At 65.9% G+C, this 23,398-nt stretch carries 13 protein-coding genes and 1 pseudogene; 9 read left to right on the forward strand and 5 right to left on the reverse strand.

Translation table 11 applies throughout. The features are described 5' to 3' along the window. Nucleotides 1–3 precede the first annotated feature (3 nt). The 4 genes from M8C13_RS07400 to M8C13_RS07415 all read left to right on the forward strand — a co-directional run bounded on the left by M8C13_RS07400 (nucleotide 4) and on the right by M8C13_RS07415 (nucleotide 6,808). Complete coding sequence (locus tag M8C13_RS07400) at nucleotides 4–2,082, forward strand: hypothetical protein (protein ID WP_252479730.1); 2,079 nt, start codon at nucleotides 4–6, stop codon at nucleotides 2,080–2,082. A 1,151-nt stretch (nucleotides 2,083–3,233) separates the two neighbouring features. Beyond that, nucleotides 3,234–4,205: a C40 family peptidase gene (locus tag M8C13_RS07405; protein ID WP_252479731.1), complete on the forward strand. Its 972-nt coding sequence runs from the start codon at nucleotides 3,234–3,236 to the stop codon at nucleotides 4,203–4,205. Between the two features lie 644 nt (nucleotides 4,206–4,849). Next, nucleotides 4,850–6,259, forward strand: coding sequence for a type IV secretory system conjugative DNA transfer family protein (locus tag M8C13_RS07410; RefSeq protein ID WP_252479732.1), 1,410 nt, complete (start codon nucleotides 4,850–4,852; stop codon nucleotides 6,257–6,259). Further along, nucleotides 6,260–6,808, forward strand: a complete 549-nt coding sequence (locus M8C13_RS07415) for a hypothetical protein (RefSeq protein WP_252479733.1) — start codon at nucleotides 6,260–6,262, stop codon at nucleotides 6,806–6,808. Nucleotides 6,809–6,839: 31 nt separating this feature from the next. Here M8C13_RS07415 and M8C13_RS07420 read toward each other — a convergent pair. Next, a pseudogene (locus tag M8C13_RS07420) lies at nucleotides 6,840–7,187 on the reverse strand (transposase family protein); the annotation flags it as partial. A 357-nt stretch (nucleotides 7,188–7,544) separates the two neighbouring features. Between M8C13_RS07420 and M8C13_RS07425 the strand changes: the two are divergent. The 3 genes from M8C13_RS07425 (at nucleotide 7,545) to M8C13_RS07435 (ending at nucleotide 10,879) form a co-directional block, all read left to right on the forward strand. After that, entirely contained in the window at nucleotides 7,545–8,975 is a 1,431-nt protein-coding gene (locus M8C13_RS07425; RefSeq protein ID WP_252479734.1) for a radical SAM protein, read from the forward strand. 70 nt (nucleotides 8,976–9,045) lie between these two features. Beyond that, a complete protein-coding gene (locus M8C13_RS07430; RefSeq protein ID WP_252479735.1) occupies nucleotides 9,046–9,789 on the forward strand; it encodes a class I SAM-dependent methyltransferase in 744 nt (247 codons plus the stop codon). Further along, nucleotides 9,782–10,879, forward strand: coding sequence for a M14 family zinc carboxypeptidase (locus M8C13_RS07435; RefSeq protein WP_252479736.1), 1,098 nt, complete (start codon nucleotides 9,782–9,784; stop codon nucleotides 10,877–10,879). Before M8C13_RS07430 ends, M8C13_RS07435 begins: the two co-directional genes overlap by 8 nt. Nucleotides 10,880–10,932: 53 nt before the next feature. On the opposite strand, the gene leuS is transcribed toward M8C13_RS07435, so the two are convergent. Next, complete coding sequence (gene leuS / locus M8C13_RS07440; protein ID WP_252479737.1) at nucleotides 10,933–13,440, reverse strand: leucine--tRNA ligase; 2,508 nt, start codon at nucleotides 13,438–13,440, stop codon at nucleotides 10,933–10,935. A 292-nt stretch (nucleotides 13,441–13,732) separates the two neighbouring features. Between leuS and M8C13_RS07445 the strand changes: the two genes are divergently transcribed. After that, complete coding sequence (locus tag M8C13_RS07445) at nucleotides 13,733–14,251, forward strand: hypothetical protein (protein WP_252479738.1); 519 nt, start codon at nucleotides 13,733–13,735, stop codon at nucleotides 14,249–14,251. 694 nt (nucleotides 14,252–14,945) lie between these two features. Here the strand turns inward: M8C13_RS07445 and mobF are convergent. After that, the gene (gene mobF / locus M8C13_RS07450) at nucleotides 14,946–20,120 is read right to left on the reverse strand and encodes a MobF family relaxase (RefSeq protein ID WP_308202773.1); all 5,175 of its coding nucleotides are present in this window, start codon (nucleotides 20,118–20,120) and stop codon (nucleotides 14,946–14,948) included. Between the two features lie 327 nt (nucleotides 20,121–20,447). Here mobF and M8C13_RS07455 point away from each other — a divergent pair, with 327 nt between their 5' ends. Further along, entirely contained in the window at nucleotides 20,448–21,041 is a 594-nt protein-coding gene (locus tag M8C13_RS07455) for a hypothetical protein (protein WP_252479740.1), read from the forward strand. A 260-nt stretch (nucleotides 21,042–21,301) separates the two neighbouring features. Here M8C13_RS07455 and M8C13_RS07460 read toward each other — a convergent pair whose 3' ends face one another. Next, a complete protein-coding gene (locus M8C13_RS07460) occupies nucleotides 21,302–22,153 on the reverse strand; it encodes a carboxypeptidase-like regulatory domain-containing protein (protein WP_252479741.1) in 852 nt (283 codons plus the stop codon). Between the two features lie 74 nt (nucleotides 22,154–22,227). Further along, nucleotides 22,228–23,301 (reverse strand): hypothetical protein, encoded by a 1,074-nt coding sequence (locus M8C13_RS07465; RefSeq protein ID WP_252479742.1) that lies wholly within the window; start codon nucleotides 23,299–23,301, stop codon nucleotides 22,228–22,230. Nucleotides 23,302–23,398: the final 97 nt, after the last annotated feature.

The following is a 23,398-nucleotide window of genomic DNA, read 5'->3' on the forward strand; positions in this document are numbered from 1 at the left end:
TGCATGCTGCGTGTGGCCCTGCCGCGGCCTGTCAGCTGGCTGCTGGATGACCCGCGCCGTGCCGTGACCTTGATGTGGCTACTCGGCCTCATGACTGTGGGACTGGCACAGAGTGCTGTGGCGCAGAACGGGATCATCGTCGGCCCGGACCTGCGCGCTGGGGGCCCACCGACGCTGTTCGAGGCCTACGGTCCGCTTGACTACAAGTTGCTGATCAAGCCGGATGACGACGCATCAGGTTGGTTCAACCTGGGAAAACTGGCCCACAACATCGTCGGGTGGCTCAACAACCTGCTGCTGTGGATCTCCTTGGGCCTGCTCTACGGCGCCCTGGCGCTGCTGCAGTGGATGCTCGCACTGACGATCTATCAGGACAACGCCGGTCAGATCGACCTGGCCGTGCGGGTGATCGCCGACCACGTCTTCTGGCCGTTGATCGGCGTGACCGTCGGCATCGGCGCCCTGATCTCCTACGCCAAATGGCGAGGAGACGGACGAGAGTTCGTCGGCGACATCGCTTGGGTTCTCTCCGCAGCGGTGCTCGGCGCAGGGTTCGCGGCCGGCCCGTCAACGCTGGTGGGGTTGGTTGACCAGGCCCGCCAGATGATGGCGAACGGGATTATCGACGGCACCACCGGCTACCTCAAGATCAGCGGCAACCCCGTCGGGTTCGCCGACCCCGATCTGTCGGGCAACACAGCCCAGGCCGGCTCGCGCAAGCTGACCAACGGCCTGTGGAGCACATTCGGCGGCACCCCATGGTGCTTGGCAATGTTCTCCGACGTGGAGATCTGCAAGGTGGCAGGCCGCCACGCGCTGGCCAACGACGACACCTGGCGCCGGTGGATGAAGTTGCTCGATGACGAGGACCCGGTTCCGGAGTTCAAAGATCGCACTGACTGGATCCGCGGCCAGGACCCCACCCGGACCGGCATGGTCGCGATCTTGTTGCTGGTCATCCTTCCCCTGGCCTTTCACCTCCTCAAGCTGGTCGTGGCCGGGCTGATGGCCATCGTCGGCTGGCTACTCGTACTGATCATCGGGCTCGTCTTCCTGACGTGGTGGCCCATTCCTGGTTGGTGCCGCGAGATGGGCGTCCGCTACTGGACCTACCTCCTCGGGCTCCAGCTGCAGGCACTGTTCATCACGGCTGTGGTGGCGGCCGTGATGGTCATCGCATCGATCATCACCGCATCGACCCACCGGTACGGGTTCTTCATGGTGTCGGTCCTCAACATCATGTTGCTGGTAGCCGCCGCGCGCACGAAAGCCTGGCTGGACATGCTCACCACGGTGGGCGGCGGATCGTCGATGGGCTATGCCTCGGCTCTGCTGCTGAACTCGGCGTTGCGGGGCACTGGGCGCGCTGCGATGGGCATGCTCGGCTACGGCATGTCGAAAGCCAGCGGCGCGGCCGCGGGCCTGCGGCGGGAACTGGCGAGCCCGCAGCGTGTGCCAGCTTCGCTGATGAGGCCTGGGCGAGTTGCGATGCGCCCAGCCCTGGACTCCGGCCCCACACCACAGCGCCCAGGTGACCAAGGCAAGCGCGATCGGGCAGCAGAGACCCCCCAGCGAACCCCGGCGGAGCTCAAGAGACTCAGGGAGGACATGCGGGCTCATCAGGAACAGTACGAGCACGCGCGGGACAAGACCCGCCCCCTGCAGGACCGAATGCGCGACCGGTTCCGCATGGCTGCGCGCGACTGGCGGGTGCCGGAACGGTTCCTCCCTCCCGAGGCCAAGGAAAGAACCGGCGCAGGCGCCAGGACCGCCAGTGCCGGAGGTGCGGACGATCTCAAGGACGCCGCAGCGAGCGGCGGTGGCGGGCCGGAGGACGCCGCAGCCGGAGAGTCGGCGAAACGACGACGTGGCGCGCCTCTGGACCCGGACGACAGTCCAGATCCCGAGGTCCACAAGATCACCACGATGGGTCCCGACGAGGAACCCGACAAGCCTCCGAAGGGCCGGGGAACACGCGCAACGGGAGATGAACGCACCACGCGGCAGCGGCCTCCAGAACAAGCCCCGCCACCGAAGCAGAGTCCGCCACCTGATGACACCACAGGGGATGGTCGATCGTGAGCACGGACGATCCGGAACAGCCCATGGGGAGGAAACAGCGAGGACGCACGTCAGCGAGCGCGAGGGCCGTGATGCGCAAGCTCGTTGACAAGGAGCTGCTCGGTCCCTGGCCTGGGCTGCCGTTCGGAGCCCGAGCGCGTGCACGGCGTGAACGCCACAGGCAGATAGCTCACTCGGTCGGGCGGCGCACGGGCGAACTGCGCGAGGAACTACTCATCCAGGTCCGGGAGCCCAGCGTGAGACCTGCACCCGGCGAGCACCAGCCCAGCACGCGCCATCGCGGCCGGGCGGTTGCGCTGTTGTGCGGAACCTGCGCAGTGGTGCTGGCAGCCGTGGCGCTCGCCCCTGGCGCCTCACCCCCGAAGTCGGAGAACCGCCCGCCCGCGGCGAGGATGTCCCCGCCACACGTGCAGTCCGCGCCTGGCAGTTCAGCACCGACCACCACCGGCACCGAGGGCTTCTTGCCGCCTGTTCCGCCGATTCCCCCCGGCGGAGTGCCCAGCCAGGCGCCTCCGCCGCCCCGGGAACGACCATCCGTGGACAGCATTGCCGTGGCGGAGCCCCCTGCCGAGCTGGCGGGACCGCCGGAGCACATGGGGCCAGAAGAGGTCGCCCGAGCATGGCTGGACCAGTGGTGCTCCTTCGACCACACCGCCCCATTCGGAACGTCAGAAGCTCGGGCCCGTCCCCTGATGACCGACGTGGGCTGGGATGAGTTCTCGCCCCATCGCGATGCGGCAATACGGCGCTCCTGGGACAAGACCGTTCAGGCTCGCGAGGTGGGCCGGTGCTCACCCGCGGAATCGATCGTGCCGCCAGGGCCTGCGCGCACCGCCGAATCGGTAGTCGTGACGGTGGACGCGCAGAGGGTTGTTCGCGCTGGCGATGGAAGCGCCTACGTCGAAGACGTCTCCGACACTCGGATCGTGGTGCGCTCACACGGCAGGTGGCGCGTGGACATCCGGTCGATGGGCGGGTGAACCGTCATGAGGTTGGTCTTCGCCGCCGCGGGCGGACTTCTTGGACTGGTCCTCGTGGTTGTTGTCAGCGTTGGCGGGTCGGGCGGAAGTGGCCCACCGGCGACCCCTCCACCCGGTGGTTGCGTCACGGAAGGCCCTGGCGGCGAGGAACCTCCGCACTCGCCGAGGGAGTTGCGGCTCAACGCGAGCCAGATGGCAGCGGCCAGGGTTGTGGTGTCGGTGGGCAAGGGCATGGGAATCGCCATGCGCGGCATCGCACTCGGCCTGGCTGTTGCGCTGCAGGAGTCCTCACTGAATCCATCCTCGGTGAAAGGCCGAAGCGCCGGGCTGTTTCAGCAGCAGGGCGAGTACTACCAACACATCGACCGGCTCGATCCGGCCGCAGCCTCATGGGCCTTCTACGACATGCTGCTCAAGAGAGTCCCGGGCTACGCGGACCCGGCGAATGTGAGCTTTGCCGCTGCGGCACAAGAGGTACAGCGGTCAGGCGCCGGCGCCCACTGGTACGCGAGGTATGAACGCTGGGCAACTGCCATGGCCCACCAGCTCTATGACGGCGCACCGACCGAGCCACGCCCTGGCCAGCCACGCTGCAAGGTCGGAGGAGGCTCAGGCCCTATCAAGGTCCTGACTCGCGGGCTGACCGTCGTGCTACCGCCGGAAGCTGGAGTGACCGGAGAAGTGACGGCACCCACAGCACAGGCCGCCACGGCGATTGCCGCGGCCCTGAGCTACCTCGGCACACCGTATGCCTGGGGCGGGGGTGGAACGAACGGGCCGGGGAAAGGAATCCGAGACAACGGGCAAGGCGATCGACACCGTGACTATGAGAAGACCGGGTTCGACTGCTCAGGGCTGACCCAGTATGCCTGGGCACAGGCCGGGATCCACATCGCCCGACACTCCGGGACTCAATTCGTCACCGGGAGATCCAAAGTGGACTGGAACGCAGCCCAGCCCGGAGCACTGTTGTTCTGGACCCGCGCGAAGGTGACGCACGTGGCGATCTTCCTCGGCCGCATCAACAAGCAGCTCATGATGGTGGAAGCACCTCACTCCGGCTCGGTGGTCAAGGTGAGTCCTGTCCGGGAGGAACTCATGAGGTCCCAAGCCGTGCACAGTTGGACCGATGTCGCTCGCTGAAAGGTGGGCCGCCATAAGGACTCTTGTCACCGCCACATGTCATTCCGTGCTCGTGTGGAGGAGACATGCCTTTTCGTGTTGGTCGTACCCGCTTGGTGACACGGCGGGAGCAGCTGCAGCGCGTCATGCTGGGACTGGCCGCGATCATGGGACTGGTCGCCGCAATCTGGCTGGCGACTGGGGTACTGTCCTGGGTGGACAGTGGGCGGTGGCACTCGCTGACTGTTGAGCTGCGGCCCTTGGTTAAGGACGGCGGTGGTCACGGCCTACTGGGTCTGCCCCGGCCAGGTGACGGTAAGCCTGGCGAGTCCGCGGTCCAGCTTCCCATTGTTGTTGACTTCGCCGGTGCAGGCGCCGGGACGCTCGGTGTGGCCGCTGTGCTCTGGGCTCTGTGGTTGCGCTACGCGCTGCTGCCGATGCACCGAGTGTTCCGGGAGCCTGCACGGTGGCAGAACCTAGCGGGCAGGCGGCAGATTCGTGCTGTGCTGGGCGTACGCGCCAGCCGCCGGACAGGCAAGTGGACACTTCCCTACACGACGCGGTGGCAGCGATTCTGGTTGCCGGCCAACGCGTTCGGGTGGTCGCTCGGGCGTCCGATGCGGCCTGGGTGGCAGCCTCGCATGTGGATTCCGTTTGAGTGGAGGGTGCGGATCATCGCTCGCTCGGGCTGGGGAAAGACCGAAGCCGTTCTGGTGCCGACGATCCGCAGCCTTCCCGGCCCGGCGATCGTCGGCTCGATCGAGCCGGCGATTTTCACCCGCACCGTGATAGCCCGGCGATTCCGTCGACGTGAGCTGCGCTGGCGGTGGCTGAGCCTAGTTCTGCGTTTGTGGTGCAGGCCGCGGGAGTTCCCTGTGGCGGTGCTCGATTGCACGGACCCGGAAGCACGGCAGGGCGCTGGGTGGCCTCAGGTCACGTGGAACGTGCTCGTGGGCTGTGAGTCGCTGGATGTTGCGACCCGATACGCCACCGCGCTGGTGCACGGGATTGAAGCAGGGCCTGGCGAGGAGAGAGGAGTGGGCAACGATGGTTTCTTCCGTCAGTCCGCTTTGGAGGTGCTGGCTGCGTGGTTTCACGCCGCGCGGCTCGGCGGCCTGGAGATCGAGCATGTGCTGAAGTGGGTAGGCCGCATTGATCACCCGCAGCCGCGGACGGTGTTGGAGCGTCATCCGGATGCGGATCCGGCGGCCTTGCAGGCGCTGCGGACCCACTTGGACTCTATGGCGGCGGCCGGCACTACCAGCGGCGTGCGCCGCTATGTGAGTCTGGCTGTGCGGTCCCTGGGAACCGAGGATGCAGCCCGGATCAGTGGGTCCCAGCATGACCGTCACTTCGACATTGAGGACTTCATCCGGCGTGGCGGCACGTTGTACATCTTGGCCTCGCCCGAACGTCTGCAGCGCGTCGGTCCGCTCGTGGGGCTGTTCGTGGCTGAGGTGTTCATTGGGGCGCAGCGGGTTGCCTTGGCTCAGCCCGAGCCTCATCGGTTGCCGGAGACGATGATCGGTGTCTTCGATGAACTCTACGAGGGCGTGCCGGTTCCCAATTTGCCGTACATCGTCACGACGTTGCGCAAGTACAACATCTCCACGATCCACGCGGTTCAGTCACAGGTGCACGAAGACTCCTTGTATGGCCGTGCGGCACAAGCGCTGAGGGGGTCAGTGCGCTGCACTGTGGTGGGTGGTTTGGACATGGCCGTTGCGCAAGAGCTGACTCAACGGGCGGGTCCGAGCACGGTGGTGACGCCAACACGTTCGCATCACATCACCGGTCACAGCTCGGAGACCGTCACGCGCGAGGAGACTCTGCCGATCTCCGACCAGCAGGCGCTCGGTGATGGTGAGGCGATCGTGGCCGTGGCGGGGCTGCCACTGTTGCTGGCCCGCTTGCGGTCGACGCATCAACGCTTCTGGCTGAGCAGGAAACTGCGCAAGGAGTCAGCAGCGGTCAGTCGAGCAGTTCGGCAAGCACGAGGCCTCACCACAACAGATCGGGCCGGACACAGCGAGGCCGCCAAGCGGGCAGGGTTCGACCGGAGGGACGTGTCGTAGATGTGGCTGGATGCGTTTGATCCAGCGGATGTAGGTCCCCTGCTGGAGCTGTACTATGCCGAGCCGGCGCCGGATGAGAAGATGCGTCGGCCGGTGCGTCGGCCGTGGAATCTGGCTGCGCTGGACGAACAGGAGTCGACTGCTCAAGCACGTCTGTCGCATGCCTTCGCGGCGTCGTGGAACCGGACGTGCGCGGTGCGCGTCTCCGAGCTGATCCCTCCATGCTGGCCACAGCATGAGCAGCTGGCGCAGGAACTCGCAGTGATGGTGTGGTCCTGGTACTACGCACATCTCGACGAGCGTGCGGCACCGTTCACCGCGGTTGAGTTTCGGACTCGTTACGTTGTGGCTTTCCGGACCCGACTGCCGAAGACCCTCGGAGACAACGGATTGCTGTGCCAAGAAAACCAACATGATCAGCGCTGGCGCGAGGCCGTGGACAAGCAGCTAGAAGACTTCGAGCAGAGGATGCGCGACGACCAGGCCGATCAAGATGCGACTTGGCGCGTGTCCAGCCTCGACTTCGGTTTCGCCGTCGAACGTGCGTGAATCCAGAAGCTGCGCCTTCCCGAACAGTACGGCGGTCGGCAGCGATCCGGTCGATCGGTAACAGGATGCCGTCGAGGATGACGTAGACCTTGCGCGTGGCTATCCGTGTCGCGCCGGCCAGGTCCGGGGCGAGGCCCGCCAGGAGTTGGACCGCCTCGTGGATGTAACGACAGACGGTAGCCAGGCCGACGCGGAACCCGGCGGCAAGGCGGGTGTAGGTGTCACCACAGCGCAGGTGGACCAGGACAAGCAAGGCTTGGCGGCCGGGGTCGAGATTCCGCCGCCTGCTGCCGATCCGCCATCGATGCGAGCTCAACTTCCGGGCGAGGAACCGGAGGTGCGAACTGGACAGGTCGATCGCGGGTGGGCAGACAAGCACGCGAAGCTCTTGGTGATTGCCTTGCTCTTGGTCGAGAAGTCATCTACCAGGAGCTTCGCCAGTCTCCACCACGGCCGCAGCCCACACCGCCAGGTTGGAAAGAACTCACTGACGGGCGACCACCAGCCACGTCCGACCCGAGCAGTGGCAGCTCGCGCAGACGCCCCCGACAGGTGCGGATCTGCCACATCCACCGCTCACTCAACCGGACGCCTTCACGCCTCGCGTTCGCTTCGCTACCGTGCGTAGATGAGCTTGTGCTCCACGCAAGCCCTGATCAATGCGAAGGGGGCGCTAATTCTTTGTCTCTGACTGCTGCGCGCACTCGCTTATCTGACCAGGGAGATAGGAGTGAACATGTCCACCGCGATTCAAAATCTGCCGCCACTTCAGCAGCAAATCCTCCGGGAGAACTTCGACTACTCAAGCCCTTTCTATCGTGGCCGCGACCTGCATGCGATGCTCGACTGTGCATGCGCTCCGGAACTGCCCCTGGCATCTCCTCCGTTGCGAGGTATGCCGGTCCCGCAAGACGTACCGCTCAGCGTTCCGTTCAACGCGAAGCTTCGTGAAGAGTTCTTCGGTGGCATCCTGTACGACTGCGACCAGCACCGACACTACATGGTCGACTTGGCCGCGTACCGAATGCTTCGGGCTGCGACGCAGGGCGGGCGCATCGGACGCGAACTTGTGGCGGACACCGCTCGTGGCGGGGCAAGCGAGGCCACTCTCACCGCATTGGTGAGCAACGGCCTGCTCGCCCCGAATGCCAGCGCCAAGACCATCGAGCACTTCCCGGCACGCGATCTTAGCTTCGACTACCTACAGAGCCCGATCATCGTCGAGGTCGAGGTCACCTACGGGTGCTTCCGTGCCTGCCGTCACTGCGCATATGAGTCATCGCCCGAGGCCCGCATGCCGAACGAACTGACGGCGGAGCAATGGGCGACGGTCTTCAGGAAGCTCGCCGACGCGGGTGTCCTCATCGTCCAGCTTACGGGCGGAGATCCGCTCTTCCGGGATGACTCGTTCGACATCGTCGATGCCGCCGACGACGCCGGGCTCAGCGTCTACGTCCGTAGCGACACGGTGGCGCTCAACGCCGCCAACTTGAGCCGTATCAAGGGGCTACGCCACCTGTGGCACATCGGGACCAGCCTCGACGGTGCCGATGCAGCAACGCACGACTGGATACGCGGACGCGGCGCGTTTGACGTGTTCAAGCAGCGAGTCAGCGCCCTGGCGTTCGAGGGCGTCGACGTGTCGGTCGGGGCCACGCTCCACAAGAACAACTACACGACCCTCCGCCAGATGGGGCAGCTCTCGGCCGAACTGGGTGCGCAGTGGTTCGACATCGGCTTCCTGTCACCAGTCGGACGAGGCGTCAACCTGGAGCACCTTGTTCTGGACAGTGACGAGATCGCCCGGAGCCTCAATTCCTACCTGGACGGCATCCGAGCAGGCGAGTACGCACCGTCACACGCTCACTACCTACACCGTGCACAGCAAGACAAGCCGTTCGAGGACCTGGCCGAACTGGTCGACATGCTCCCCTACGTCACCGAATGGCCGTTCAGCCGGCTGCGCCTGAACCCCACGGGATCGTCCTACACCGCGGGCAAGCTCAAGGGTTCCGACTACGCGGGCGGATACAACGCGCTGAGCAACTCGATCGAACACATCTGGGATAACAGCCCGAACCTGCGGCAGCTCCGCCAGATCGGTGCTGGGCGGCGTGTTCACAGCCTTGACTATCGCCTCCTTCGTTCGAGCCACGAGTTCATGTGACCCATCCGTTCGATGACCGCAGCGTCCGGACGCCTCTCGGGCGTCCGGACGCTCGTGCATGGAGGAATTAGTGACCGAGAGCTTCGAGTTCCCAGGTGAGTACTACGAGATCATCCGGCGAGACTTCCGCAACCTGGCGGCCGAGACCGACTTTTTCGCCTCCTACCTGCCCAACGGCGGCCGGGTTCTGGACCTCGGCTGCGGAACGGGTACCAACCTCCGTGCCCTACACCAGCTCGGACACACCTGCATCGGCGTGGACCAGAGTCGCAGCTTCATCGACTACGCCAAGAACGCGGGCGGTGAGATCGAATACGTTCACGGGCGAGCGGTCGACTTCGAGACCAGCGAGAAGTTCGACCTCATCTACACCGTCTTCGTGACACTCAACTACCTACGGCGGGATGAGGTCGGACCACTGCTTGCCAAGGTCCGTACCTGGCTACGACCTGGCGGCCGGTTTGTCGTGGACATCGGCCACATGCTCAACTTCGTGGACAGCTACCAGCCGTACATCATCGCGCACCATAAGCACGACGGGGTCCTCATCACCCGTCTCATTCGCCACATGGTCAACGCGCACGAGGCCAACTGGCGACACGAGGAGACCCTCATCGTCCGGCAGCGAGACGACCAAGTCTCGATGTACGACAACTTCTTCGACCAGATGGCCCTGACCGCCCCGGAGCTTCGCAACCTGTTGCAGTGCGCCGGGTTGGAGGTCGTAGAAGAGTTCGGGAGCTTCCGCAAGGATCCGCCAGCACGGCAGGGCAAGGGACACCTGATCTTTGTCGCCGTTCACGCCGATGGATAAGACCCGGGCCGCGCTGTTCCTGGAGACCTCGTTCCCCACCGGCAACGGCCTCGTCGTGATCCGCGACGACGAAGTCCTGCTGGATCGTGAGCTTCGCGATTCGACGGGTGACCGGTGGTACTGGCACGTTCGAGCGACGGCCGCCCAGGACACCGAACTGCGGGTGCGCCTGGCAAGACCGCTGCTACTCGGTCAGTTCGGACCGGCGGCGCGAACAGCCGACGAGTATCACTGGCTGTGGCCCATCGCTGGACCGGACACCGCCTTCGATCTCCAGATCGCTGCGGGTACCACCGTCTACGCCAGCGCCACGATTCCCTATGGCGCGCACGAGATGGCTGGCTTTCGACGGCGGCTCGGCAGCGCGCTGTGGTGGGGAGACTTGACGACCAGCGAAGGCGGTCGAGGGGTCCCCGTGGTGAAGGTCCGTGCGCCGGAGTCGCGCCGCGTGATCCTGCTGACCGGCCGTCACCACGCCTGCGAAGCCATGGCGTCCTTCGTTCTGGAAGGGGCGATCGAAGAGTTCGTCGCCCTGCGGCGCGACGGAGACGCGACAGCCCGTACCTCCGAGCTGATCGCGCTGCCCATGATGGACGTGGACGGTGTCCACGATGGGGACCAAGGCAAGGCCCGAACGCCGTGGGACCATAACCGCGACTACGGGCCGACGAGCCGGTATCAGGCCGTCTCAGCGCTCCGCTCGATGTTGGCGAACGAGCGACGCGCTGTGTACGCGCTCGATCTGCACACGCCTGGTCTTCGTGGGCCTATCGAGGAGCGGCCCTACGTCGTGGCCTCAGCCGATCCTGGCGACGCCGAGACAGCCGCGGAACTGCTGAACCTGTTGAACGCCGCCGATGGCCGCGCGCGAGGCGGCTCGCGTTTACTGTTGTTCGAGTATGAGTGGAACTCGTCTTCGTCCTCGGGGCAGCGGTGCTGCGCCGCATGGCTACGAAGCCTGCCCTTGACGCGGCTGGCAACGACGATCGAGTACCCGAACGCGGTCGACCGGGGCCAGCCGATCAACCCAGCAGACGCGCGGGACTTCGGTGCGATCCTCATGCGCTCGCTGCTGACCATGGTCGAGTAGCGAGCGTTCGCGTGGTGGCCTGCGGCCCCTTGGCAGGCCACCACGCCCACAACTCATCCCACGACGATGTTCACCAGCCGGCCCGGCACGACAACCACGCGCTTGACCGACCGGTCGCCGACCGCCTGCTCAACCTCTTCCAGTTGAAGCGCGGCCTCTCGGATAGCGTCCTCGGACGCGTCCTGGGGAACGCTGATACGGCCCCGCACCTTGCCGTTGACCTGACAGGCCAGCTGGACCGTCTCGGTGCGCAACAGCGCCTCGTCGGGCTCCGGCCATGGCTGCTTCCAGACGTGCTCGCCCGTAAGCATGTAGTAGCACTCGCTGGCCATATGCGGCGCGAACGGGAGCAACAGCGAGGCGGCGGTGCTTAGGGCGAACTTCACCGTGTCACGGTCGATGCCCTCCTGCAGGGCCTTGCTGCATTCGTTGGTCAGCTCCATCAACGCCGCGATGGCTGTGTTGAAAGCGAACCGGCCCGACATGTCATCGGTGACCTTCTTAACCGCCCACGCGACCTTCCGGCGCAGCGCGAGGTCAAGCTCAGGATCAGCCGCGCCGCCGATGGTGGCCAGCTCGGAGGTCGCCACCTGAGTCGTGAACCGCAACAACCGCCGCAGGAAGCGGTACACGCCCTCGACGCCCGTGTCCGACCAGTCAGCGCCGGCATCCGGCGGCCCCATGAACAGGACGTAGCACCTCGCCGTGTCGGCACCGTACTTCTCGATGATCGTCCGAGGGGACACCACATTCCCCTTGGACTTCGACATCTTGGCACCGTTCCTGGTGATCATTCCCTGCGTGAACAGGGCACCGAAGGGCTCCTGAACCGGCAGGTGTCCGAGGTCGGCCAGCGCCTTGCACAGGAATCGCGAATACAGTAGATGCAAGATCGCGTGCTCGATGCCGCCGATGTACTGGTTGATCGGCATCCAGCGCTGTGCCGCGTCTATGCCCAACGGCGCCTGCTCGTTTTTCGGATCGCAGTAGCGCAGGTAGTACCAGGACGAGTCCACGAAGGTATCCATCGTGTCGGTCTCGCGCCGGGCAGGTCCGTCGCAGTGCGGGCAGCGCGTAGCTACCCAATCCGCGGCAGCAGCCAGTGGAGACTTGCCCTTCGGGGTGTAGTCCTCGATGTCCGGAAGCCGCACGGGCAGCTGGTTCTCGGGCACCGGCACCAGGCCGCACGAGTCGCAGTAGACGACCGGGATCGGGCAGCCCCAGTACCGCTGCCGAGACAGCAACCAGTCGCGCAGCTTGTACTGCACAGTGGCTTTGCCGTGGTCTTGCTGCTCCAGCCACGCGATGATCGTCTTCTTCGCCTCGGCAACGCCCATCCCGTTCAGGAAGCCCGAGTTGATCGCTGGGCCCTCGGCGGTGTAAGCCTCGCCGTCGAAGCCCTCGCTCGTCTCGACTGTCCGGATGATCGGCAGGCCAAAGGCGGCGGCGAAGTCCCAGTCCCGCTGGTCCTGGCCGGGCACGGCCATGATCGCGCCGGTACCGTAGCCCATCAGCACATAGTCGGCGATGAACACGGGAATCTGCTCGCCGTTGACCGGGTTGGTGGCGTATCCGCCCGTGAACACCCCGGTCTTGTCCTTGCTCTCCTGGCGGTCCAGCTCGGACTTGAGACCGGTCGCCGTGCGGTACGCGGCCACCGCCTCGGCTGGTGTCGCCGCGCCCGCCGTCCACTGGCTGTCGACTCCGGACGGCCAGGCGTTTGGGACGATTTTGTCGACAAGAGGATGCTCAGGAGCCAGTACCAGGTACGTCGCGCCGAACACCGTGTCTGGCCGGGTCGTGAAGACCTCGATGTCGGTCCCACCAGCGGGGAACCGGATCGTAGAGCCCTCCGAGCGGCCGATCCAGTTCTGCTGCATCAGCTTGACGTGCGTGGGCCAGTCCAACCCGTCCAGGTCGTTCAGCAGCCTCTCCGCGTACTGAGTGATGCGGAAGAACCACTGCTCCAACTGCCGTTGCTCGACCAGGCTGCCGCAGCGTTCACAGCGCCCGTTCACGACCTGTTCGTTCGCCAGGACCGTCGCGTCCTTGGGGCACCAGTTGACGGCCGCCTGCTTGCGATACGCCAGTCCGGCCTTAAACAACTGGAGGAAGATCCACTGAGTCCAGCGGTAGTACTCGGGAGAGTGCGTACTGATTTCGCGGGTCCAGTCGATCGAGATGCCCCACTGCTTGAACTGCTCCCGGAACGACGCGATCGACTCGTCCGTCGAGGTGCGCGGGTGCTTCCCAGTCCGGATGGCGTGATTCTCGGCGGGCAGACCGAAGGCGTCATACCCCATCGGGTGAAGCACGTAGTAGCCCTGGCGACGCATGAAATGAGCCACGGCGTCGCCGACGGCGTAGTTCTTGAGGTGGCCAACGTGCGGCTCGCCGCTGGTGTACGGCAGCATCTCCAGCACGTATGCGGTCTTGTCCGCAGGGGCGGTGTTGGATACCTCCCAGGACCGCTCGTCACGCCACACGCGCTGCCAGCGCTCGTCGATGGCACGGGGGTCGAAGTCTTCGTCCGTACTGACGCCCGGGACCGCTCCGGTCATGCCTTCTGACCCTTCACCCACCATGGTTGTTGCCACCTCGGTTACGTCGCCGGTTCGCGACTGACATCAGCCGCGAACATGAAAAAACCCCTCGTATAAGAGGGGTAGCCGTGCTGTCGCTGTCGCTTCAGCACGGCCTCATAAGGAGCAGGAAGGCTCCGTTCATATCCAGAGTGTAGCGCTAGGTGACGACTCGGTCGCAGCACCCCTACCACATAGCACCGTGCCAGCCAAGCGGCGTGTCTGTGGCACGTCGCGCGGGGTGCACGGCGTTCTGCCACGATATGGCGGCATGACGGACGAGATCGTCGACCGCGAGGTCGAGCACGATGTTGCCTGGAGGATGACTGTCGAGCTGTTCAACCGTCCCACCTGGCCAACGGCCATGTGGAGCGGTTCGCCAGCCGACGCGGCACGTCAACTTTTCGAGTTCGGTGACGTCATCGTTGACCTTGTGAAGCCGGTCCGTGACCGGGCGCCGCTCGTTCTTGAGCACGCGATCCAACTTGTGAGGTCGGCCGTAGTCTGTGCGAGCCTGCTGGACGAGCACGATATTGAGCGGATCAGTTCCGCCGATCGGGCAGGAGCACTCTGTGACAGCCTTGCCCCCTTCGTCGCGGTCGCCACCCGCGTGCTCAACGACCTTGCGGATCAGTTCGGTTTCCGAACTGTGCTCATGCCCAGCCCAGCGCAGCGCCGGAACCTATCCCTGGGTCATGAAGGGTTCGATCACCACGCGCTGAAGGACGGTATCCAGGCCCTCGTGTACTGGTCGGACGACAAGCGCCAGTCGCATCAGACGACCGTATGACCTGAGGAGCTCGGCCCTCGTCGCGCACGTTCGCATCCGGCTCGACTGCGAGGAACGTCCCGTGGACCGACGCGCACCCGATCCCTGCGACGTAACGCCAACGATGCCCCGAGTTGACCCGTCCCATGTGGACAGACTGGCCGCGGTCCAGCGCGTCGGTAGCGAGCCGCGCGGCCTGGTTGCCGAGCTTCCACCCCCTGGTGTGGCCGAGGAACAACACGTCCACCACCGACCAAGGCACGTCCGCCGCCGTCATCCCGTCCCGGGCGACCAGCGCCGCTCGGAACCCGCGCTCACGGATCGGCTCCAACCACGGAGCCTACCGGGCCAGCATTACCAACATTCCGAACACGAATAGCCCGGTGACCCAGTCCGACTTGACCACGAGCTGTCGGGCGAAGGTGGCCGCGGTGAAACGGCAGGCCACCTTCGATCGGGCTGTATCGTCGCGTCAGCGCACACGACCCGGCCCTGGCCGCCGTCCAGTGGCTGGCGGCTGAGACAGCCTGGACAAAGCCTGAGCGGATAGCTACCCAGCACCTCGGCGTTAGGCCACCGGCGCTCCTTCCTGGCCGCCGCTGACAGCGTGAACGGAGCCCTCGGCCTTGACGGAGGCGACCGGTTCAGCCTGGAGCAAGTCGCCGACCTCACAGCCCAGAGCGGCACGGATCTTGATGAGGTCCTCCAGTCGGAGTTAGGGCTCGGGTGCTGGGATGGGCTGAGGTGGCGGCTCGGGGTCGATGTCGACGACCGGGTGTGGTGTGGGAGTCGCCTGGTGGTCGGCGATGGGTGGCGGTAGCTGGGGTTGGTGGACGGTGATGTGGTCGCGGGCGGCGCCGCGGCGGGTGAGCTCTTCGGCGTGACGCACGGGATCGGGTTGGTCGTCGCGTAGTTGTTTCTCTTCGCGCAACTCCACCAGGTTGATCGATTCGTGTACGACGCGCTGGAAGACGAGTTCGTGATGCTGTTTCGCGGTTTGGGCGGTGGCGTGGTCTTCGGCTACTGCCTTGGCGCGTGCGTGATCCTCGAAGTCCTTCTGCAGGGCGCGGTGTCGGATGATGATCCGTTGGTAGTTGTCCGGTGGGCCGATGAGGCGGGTGATCTCGGAGGCTTCTTCAGCGAGTTGTTCGGCGCTGTGGAGGGATTCTCGTCGGACTCGTTCGGCCTCGGCGATGGTGTGTTCGATGCGGGCGTTTGCATCGCGGGAGAGGTTGCCTGCGGCGCGGTCGTAGAGAGCTGTGGTGAACCGCTGTTGCGCGGCTTCGGCGGTTTGGCGGTGGCGCTGGTAGCCGGCGTAGAGCTCGAGGCCGCGTTCGGCGAGTGCGGCGCGTTCGCTCCAGGTGTCGAGTTCGTCGATGAGTGAGGTGAGCTTGGGGCCGGTCTCGTTGTCGGCCTGGTCGAGGAGATGAGCGGCCTGGTCCTCGGCGAGCCGGCGTTGTGTCTCCAGGTGTTGCAGGGCGCGCTCGGTGACGGCGATGCGGTTGTCCAGTTCCTCGTGGGTGAGGTGACCGTAGGGACGCTGTTGCCAAGCGGCGCCGGAGGGCGGTTGCCGGGTTGGCCGTTGTGCTGTGTGGTCCTGGCCGACAGTGGACTGAGATTCGGGCTCGGGTTGTTCGCCGGGCTCCTGCGCTGGTTGTGGCGCTGGCGCTGGTGGCGTTGGTGTTGGTGGTTCCGGACTTGCCGGTTCGGTGGGCGTGGGCTCGGCGAGGGGCTGGGTCGCCTCGGGTTCCTGCTGTGGTGCGTTGTCCGGGGCCGGGGCGTGGTGGTAGTGCTGGTCGAGTTGGGGCAGGTTCCGCGTGAAGGAAAAAACAAGGTAGGCCCCGGGCCGGCGGGCGGTGGCGACGTTGTCGGGGTTGATTTTGACGATGGCGTTGCGGACGTCGTCCGGGTCGATGTTGTAGTCGTTGAGCGCGAGATGGATGCGCTGAGCGAGCACGGAGAAGGTGGGGCTGGTGACGACAGCGTGGACCGCGGGGTGGGTTCCCCAGATGTCGTCGAGGGCGTCTCGGGCTAGGTCGAGTCGTCGTTGGTGTTCGGCTTGTTGTTCGGCGGCACGTGCTTCGGCGTCGTGGCGTGCTTGGTCTCGTTCGGCCAGTTTGCGTAGGGCGTAGGCGGTGAAGGTCGCGGGGTCTCGGATCTGGGGTTTGGCGATCTGGCTGAGGTTGAGACGGCTGAGGAGGTCGTGGACGTCGCGGCCGTGGCTGTGCTGGCGCTTCATCATGTGGACGAGGGCGTCGAAGCGGTCGCTGTTGATGACGCGATCGGCGAGTTCGGGGGCTGCTTCCCATGCCTCACGCAGGATGTCGGCGGCCTGGTCTTGCTCTTGTTGTTGTTCTGCTTCACGTTCCGCTTTGTCTTCGGTTTGGCGGATCTTGCGTACGGCGTCGCCGATGCAGAAGATCAGGAAGCCGTTTTTGTCGGCGAACTGGTCTGTGGCGAGGGTTTCGATGGGGACGTGTTCGAGGACGGCGCGTTGGTCGAAGCCGGCGTAGGTGGCTTCGTCGAGGTGCTCGATGACGCGGTTGAACTTGCTCTCGGTGCTCATGCGTTCGATGAGCGGGTAGTGGTCGGGCCAGAGGTCTTGGAGGAGTTCGACGACTTCGCGGTGGCGGCGGGCGAGGTGGTGCTGCTGTTCTGTGCGTTGTTGTTGTTCTTGGCGTTGTTGGACGCGCTCGGGTTCGTCTCGGGTTCGGTTGAGGTGGCTGCCGATGAGGTTGCCGTCCTCGTCGACGAATTCGGGGTCTTGTAGGTCGACGACGATGGGCCGGTCGTCGCCGTGGGTGGCGGTTTGGCGGGCGCGGTCGGCGATCTGGGCGATGACGCGGTCTTGGAGGTCTCGGCCGGCGGGGGTTCCGTAGAGGTGGGTGTGGTCGTCGGTTTCGTAGTCTTGGCGGGCGGCGAAGATGAAGACGGTGTTGCTGTGGCGTGAGGTGGCGACGTGGAAGCCTGCTGTGTCGGCACCGTGGGCGTAGAACAGGACGGTGCCGCCGCGGTCGAATCCGGCGGGCAGTGTCCAGGTGTTGTTGACGGTCAGGCCTTCTGCTTTGTGGATGGTCATGCAGTAGGCGAGGCTGAGGCCGCCGTTTTCGATGTAGTCGGGGTGGAGGTCGGCGGTCATGGTGCGGCGGCCTTCGGTGGTGTCTTGTTCCCATTCGACGCGGATGCTGCCGCGGTCTCCGAGGCCGGTGACGACGCCGCGGTAGCCGTTGAGGACGGGGTCGCCGGTGGTGTGGTACTCGGTTCTGTCGTTGGCGCGCATCATGACGTGATCGCCGAGGTGGATGGTGAGTTCTCGGCCGGCGCCGAGGTTGTAGGTGCGGCTGTCCCCGAGCTCGTCGTGGTGCAGGCGTAGTGCTTGGGCGGCGGCGTTGAGTCTGTCGACGGTCTCGTTGGTGGCGGCGAGGAGGATGAGGCCACGGAGCTCGGTGTGCGCGTCGGGTGTGTGCGTGCGTTGTTCGAGCCAGGTGGAGAGCATGGCGGCGTAGGCTTCGTCGCCGGATTCTTTGATGATGAGTCGTTCGTTGTCGCGCCAGAGGTTGAGGGCGTCGACGTAGTCTCCGTGGCGCCAGGCCTTGATGGCGGCTCGTTCGTCTTCGAGTTTCTGCCGGCGGTTGTTGCGGAGGGTCGCGCCGTTGACGATTTCGTGGACGTGGCCGAACAGGCTTCCGCAGCCGACGCCTCGGAGCTGGTTGCGGTCGCCGACCTCGATGATTTTGGTTCCTGTTCGGCGGGCTTCTTGGTAGAGGACGGAGCGGTCGCGGTCGTCGGAGAGGTTGGCCTCGTCGACGATGAGGACGTCGATGCCTGTCAAGCCGCGGAGATCGGCAGTGGATTCGTTGGCAGGGCCGAAGATTCGGTAGCGCCACTGAGCGACGGTGCGGGAGTGGACGCCGGATTCGACTTCGAGGTTGGCGGCTGCGACGGCGGCGGTTGCCGCGCCGGCGACGGTGAAGCCGGCGGCGGTGTAGATGGCGCGTAGGACATCCATGGTGGTGGTTTTGCCGGTACCTGGTCCGCCTTGGATGGTGTCGAGTGCGCGTCCGCGGCTGGCGATGTGGCGTAGCGCGGCGGCTTGTTCGTCTGCGAGAGGGTGACCGCGGGCGACTTCTGCGGTGTCGAGTGTGAGCTCGATGGTGTCGGGTGGGATGGCCAGGTGTGGGAGTGCGTCGTCGGGGTTGTGCTTGGCTGCGCGGAGGATGACCTTTTCAGCTTCCAGGACATCTTCGGTGGAGTAGGCCTCGGCGTTGGCCATGTGGGCGGCGGCGAGTCCGGCGGTGCCGCCTTGGTGGTCTTCGCCGTCGGTCGCGCTCCGTCGGGGTAGCTGGATGAAGCCAGCTTTGGCGAGGATTGTGTCGGTGAGTCGCTCGATTTCGAGTGGAGAGGCGAATCCTTCGCGGACTGCGTCGGCGACGCGGGCTAGGGCGTCGACTCGGGAGAATCGCCTGCTGTGTCCGGTCAGTCCGGTGTCGGGGTCGAGCAGCTGCTGGGTGATTTCGTCGATGCTGAGTGGGGGCGGGGCTTCGTCGCGGTGGTGCAGGGTTCGTGCGATGTGCAGGAGGGGGTTGTGTCCGGCGTCGCGTTCGATGCTCTGCCAGACGTGGCGGAGTAGCTCGTCGTCTGCTTGGGCAGTGGCGTCCTTGGAGCGCCGGGTCTGGGTTTCGGCTTTGCGTCGTTGAGCTTGGGTGGCTTGGGGCGGGTCGATGCCCATGGCGGTGAGGGCGGCGTGGATCTCGTCTTGGCGGCGGGAGAAGCGGTCGATGGTGTGCTGCGGGATGCCGGTGATTTCCCAGGCTCCGGTTCGTTGGGATCGTTCCCAGCGGATGCCGAAACGCTTGTTGGTTTCGTACCGGATGAGGGCCTGTGCGATGGCGCCGGCGGCGGCGGCATGTCGGATGAGGTCGCGGCCACCCGAGGCGATGGTGCTCCACTGTCCGTCCTCGCCGAGGGCGAGGTTGGCGATGACGACGTGGACGTGCCAGTGCGGGTCTCCGTAGAGGGCGCCTGCGACGGGGCGGGCTGCCCGGTGCGTCATCTTCCATCCCAGGAACCCTTCTGCGGGTATGGCTTTGGCGCTTTTGCCTGCTCCGTGTTTGCCGCGCAGGACGTAGCAGGTGGTGGATTCCAGCCAGGCCATGGCGCGGTCGATGGCGTGGGCGTAGATGTCTTCGAGCTGTTGTGCCATGGGCTGGCGGGCGAAGGCGAGCAGGAGGCTGGCACTTTTGCTGATGGTGAAGGTGATGTCGTAGCCGGCGTTGCCGACGGCGATCCGGCGCTTCACTCGGGTGGTGACAACGGTTCCGTCGTCGTCGAGGGTCTCGACGGTCTCGAAGAGGTTGGCCGCCGCGGCGGTGAAGACGCCGCTGCCCCAGACTTCTTCGACGTCGAGTTGTGCGGCGTCGGCCAGTCGACCGGCGCGGTCGGCTGCCAGGTAGGCGCGGTCGCCGCGGCGGTTGACTTCGCGGGTTGCCGTCTCGTACCAGGAGATCAGTAGCTTGTCGTGGTCGAGGACGTCCTCGACGTCGGCGGCGCCTTCTGCAGCTACGGCGTGGATGTGCTGCAGAAGGGGTCGGGCACGGACTTTCGCATCGTGGGGTACAGCGAGCTTGGGGCGCACCAGTTGTTCGCCGGTGAGCGGGTGCCGGCCGACGCGGAGGCGGCGTGCTGCGGTGCGGTGGGAGGTGGTGAGCTCGGATCCGGCGCGGATGCCGACAGTGGCTAATCCTTTGCCCAGCCATACAAGCGGTCGTTCGCGGGAGTCCACGCGGTAGGCGTGTTGGGCGTCGTCACTGTCTGGCTGGCAGGGGTGACCGAGGCCCAGGCGGTAGTCCCATTGCGCTGGGCTTTGACCGATGACTGTTACGTGGGCCAGCTTGTCCGATCCCGGGTCGGTCGACGCTTAGTCGCGTCGTTGAGGGCCCACATCCGTATCCCGTTGAGGGATACCATAGTACTGGCCTTGGTGTTTCGCCACCGGGATCGACCCTGGCTGAGATAGGCGTGGCGAAGGTGAGTAGCTGCCTGGCCGAAGGTCGCGGCCGGCGGTGATGTGCTGGCGGCGACCTGGTGACGGGCGGCCACTGCGCGGCTGGAACTCGAGGCCGGCGGCTGGCGCGCTGCGGTAAAGGCGAGTGCAGCGCAGGTCGTGCTTACACTGGGATGCGGGTGGGTGTGGCTGGGAAGCCTGGGAGGGCTGGGAATGCGCACCCGCAAGCGGTCGGCACGAGAGCTGGCGGCGGAGCTGGCTGAGGAACATCGAGCGTCCTTTCAACAGAGGGCGGAAGCGCTGGTACAGGTGAAGGATTCCGCAGCGCTGGTCGGCAGGGTCCAGGGCGAGACAGAGGAGCGGCTGAAGGCCGCTCGCGATCGGGCGCAGCAGCGGCGGAGTGACCTGGAGGCGGAGCTGAAGCGGCGGATCGCGGAGCTGCGAGAGCGTTACGGAGCCGGTAAGACCAAAGTGGACACATGGCTGGCCGAGGTGAGCGCCGGGATTCAGCAGCGGCGCAGAGAGGCCGAGCTGACAGCAGGGCGCGCGGTTCTGGATGCGCTGGAACTGGAGGGGTCGCTGGAGGCGATCGCGCGGCGCACCGGCGGTGATGCCCGGGAGTTGGGCAAGTGGATGAAGCTTGCGCAACGGGACCACGCTGAGCCGGGTTCATCCGGCGCGGCAGAGGTGCCAGCGCCCGCGTCGCAACATCCGGACGGGACGGCCGTGGCAGCGGATGACGTGGCGGAGCCGGACGGCGGTGCTGGCGGGCAGGATGCGGAGCTGGAGACGCGGCCGCAGTGGTGATCTGGTCAAGGCCGCGAGGGGCAGCACCGCGCCAGCGGTTCCGCTTTTGATGTCCTGGCCGCGAAGCGGCCAGGACCAATGAGACAGTGGCGCAGCCCCGAGCTTGCGAGGGGCTGCGCCTCCGCTTCCCGGCGAGCGTGCTCGCCCGGGGGCCGGAGCGCGAGGGCGGCCGCCCTCGCTGTGGTTTGGCGGGCTCGATGCCCGTCAAACCACGCTCCGCGACGCTGACCCGGCCCGGGGTGGGCTGGGTCAGCGGTGGGTTAGAACGGGGGCGGGGTGTAGGCGCGGAGTTGCCGCAGGGCTTCGGCGCGGCTTGGGCTTTGGGCTGCGCCGATCGGCATGTTCAGGCGGTTGTAGGCCACGGCAAACCAGATGGTGGCTCCGGCGTCCTCGGGCAGCCAGGGATCTTGTAGTTCTTCCCGTGGCACCTCGGCCACGGTGACGTGCCCACCGGAGCGGTTGACGTGGTCGGGGTTGAGCCTGGGCGCGTTGTGCCAGATGTGTTCGCACCGCACGTAGGGGTTCGGGTCTCCGTCGTGGGTGATGTAGGTCAGGGTGTCGCAGCGGTAGCAGGGGTCCGGGGTGTAACCCTCGTAGAGGGCGCGGACGGTGAGGTTCACGCGTTCATCGCGAGTGGCGCTGAACCACTCGCGTGTGGTGGGCAGTCTGAAGCGGTCAACGGTGAGGGTGCGAATGGTGTCGTTGATGTGGTTGTCTGCCTGGACAGGGGCGGTCGCGATGGGGCGTCCGGTGTCGTCTCGGACGGTGAGTTGTTCGTAGCCGCTGCTGTGGCGGTGAACCCTGAGCACTGAGTAGGAGCCTGAGTAGTTCGCGATGAGTTCGAGGTGCTTTGGGCAGGTAGGGAACTGGGGACCGTCCAGGTGCTGGGCGAGAGTGAGGATTGACAGGGCTTTCGTGTGCAGGGCGGCCCTGTCCAGTGGGGTCAGGGCGTCGTAGGAGCGGTTAAGGACGCGGCAGGTTTCTCGGATAGCTGCGAAGGTGATGCGCTTGCGGCACAGTGGCGATGCGGCGCAGAGGATCTCGTGTGCGTGGGCCAGGCTGACGCGATGACACGCGCGAATGGCGACGATGGCGGCAAGGGTCGGGTACACGCGCTACCTCCGGTTGGTTGGTCTGTGGTGGGGAGGGAGGCCCGCCCCTTGGGTGGGGGCGGGCCTCGGGCGTGTCAGGCGGCGTTGCTGGTGGCCTGCTGGCTGAGGTGGTTCTTGGCTTCCACTGCGGCGCGGATCGCGCGCTGGATGGCGGGGTTCTTGTCCTTGCGGCGGGCGGGGTTTCGCTTGTAGTCCTCGGAGACGATCTCGCCGAAGGCGGTGATGGCTGCAAGGCCGTAGGTGCCGTCGCTCTGGCGCTTGGCGTAAGCCTGGCGAAGGGCCATGGTGATAGTGGAGTCGCTGGCCGCGAGGTTGGGGATCTGTTCACGGACCGCGCGAAGGATGGCGGGGTGGGCGTTGGCGGGGGTTGCGGTGGTGCGAGGCTGCGGAAGGGGGGTGTCGCACCTGGCGTCGCGTGCGGCGGTGAGCGCCTGGTGAATCGCGGGGTCCATGTAGGCGCGGACTTCGGGGTTGTTCCGGTAGTCCTCGGACAGGATCCACCCGGCTGCGCACAGCCCAGAGTTGATGTTCTTGTCTTGGCTCCAGGCTGCGCGGGCGGCCTTGATCGCGGCGTCAATGTCGCGGTCGGTCAGGCTGCGGGAGCGGATGACCTTGCGGAAGGCGGCGAGTTCGGCCGCGCTGGTGGTGATGGTGGCGGTAGAGAGCGGGCTATGCGTGGGGGCGGCCTGGGTGGGGGCGGGTTCGGCGGTGCGGGTCTCCACCGGCGCGGCGGGCGGGATGACGGCCACGGGGGCGGGTACGACCACCTCAGCGGGGGCGTCGGGGTCGCTCGGGTCCTGGGCGACGGTGACGCCGGGGACGGCGATGATGGGCTGGGGGCGCTGGGGGAGGTCAGCGGCGGCCAGCTCGACGACGCGCTTTTCTCCCGTCACTGCGCGCTCGGTGTCCTCGACCGGGGTCGGGGTGAGCGGGTGGGGTTCGGCGGGTGAGGGGGTAGCGGCCCGGTCGGCGCAGTTCTCGCACTGGTCGCCCTTCTTGCGCTCGGCGGGGGTGAGTTCGAGGTTGCAGCTTGAGCAGCTAGGGGCGGGGTTGGCTGGGTCGAAGTCCTTAATGGCCGTTTCGATAGCCGGGTCGAGTTCATCAACGTAGGCGTCGAAGTCCACCGCTTCTTGCAACTGCTGCGACATGTCGTTTCCCCTTGCGATGTGTATGACAGGTTCCGGAGGTACCAGCCCCGGGCGGGTTATTTCCCGCACTTTCGATTGTACGCATTTCGGCCCCGAC

It is taken from the genome of Crossiella sp. SN42 (assembly GCF_023897065.1).
Lineage (GTDB): Bacteria > Actinomycetota > Actinomycetes > Mycobacteriales > Pseudonocardiaceae > Crossiella.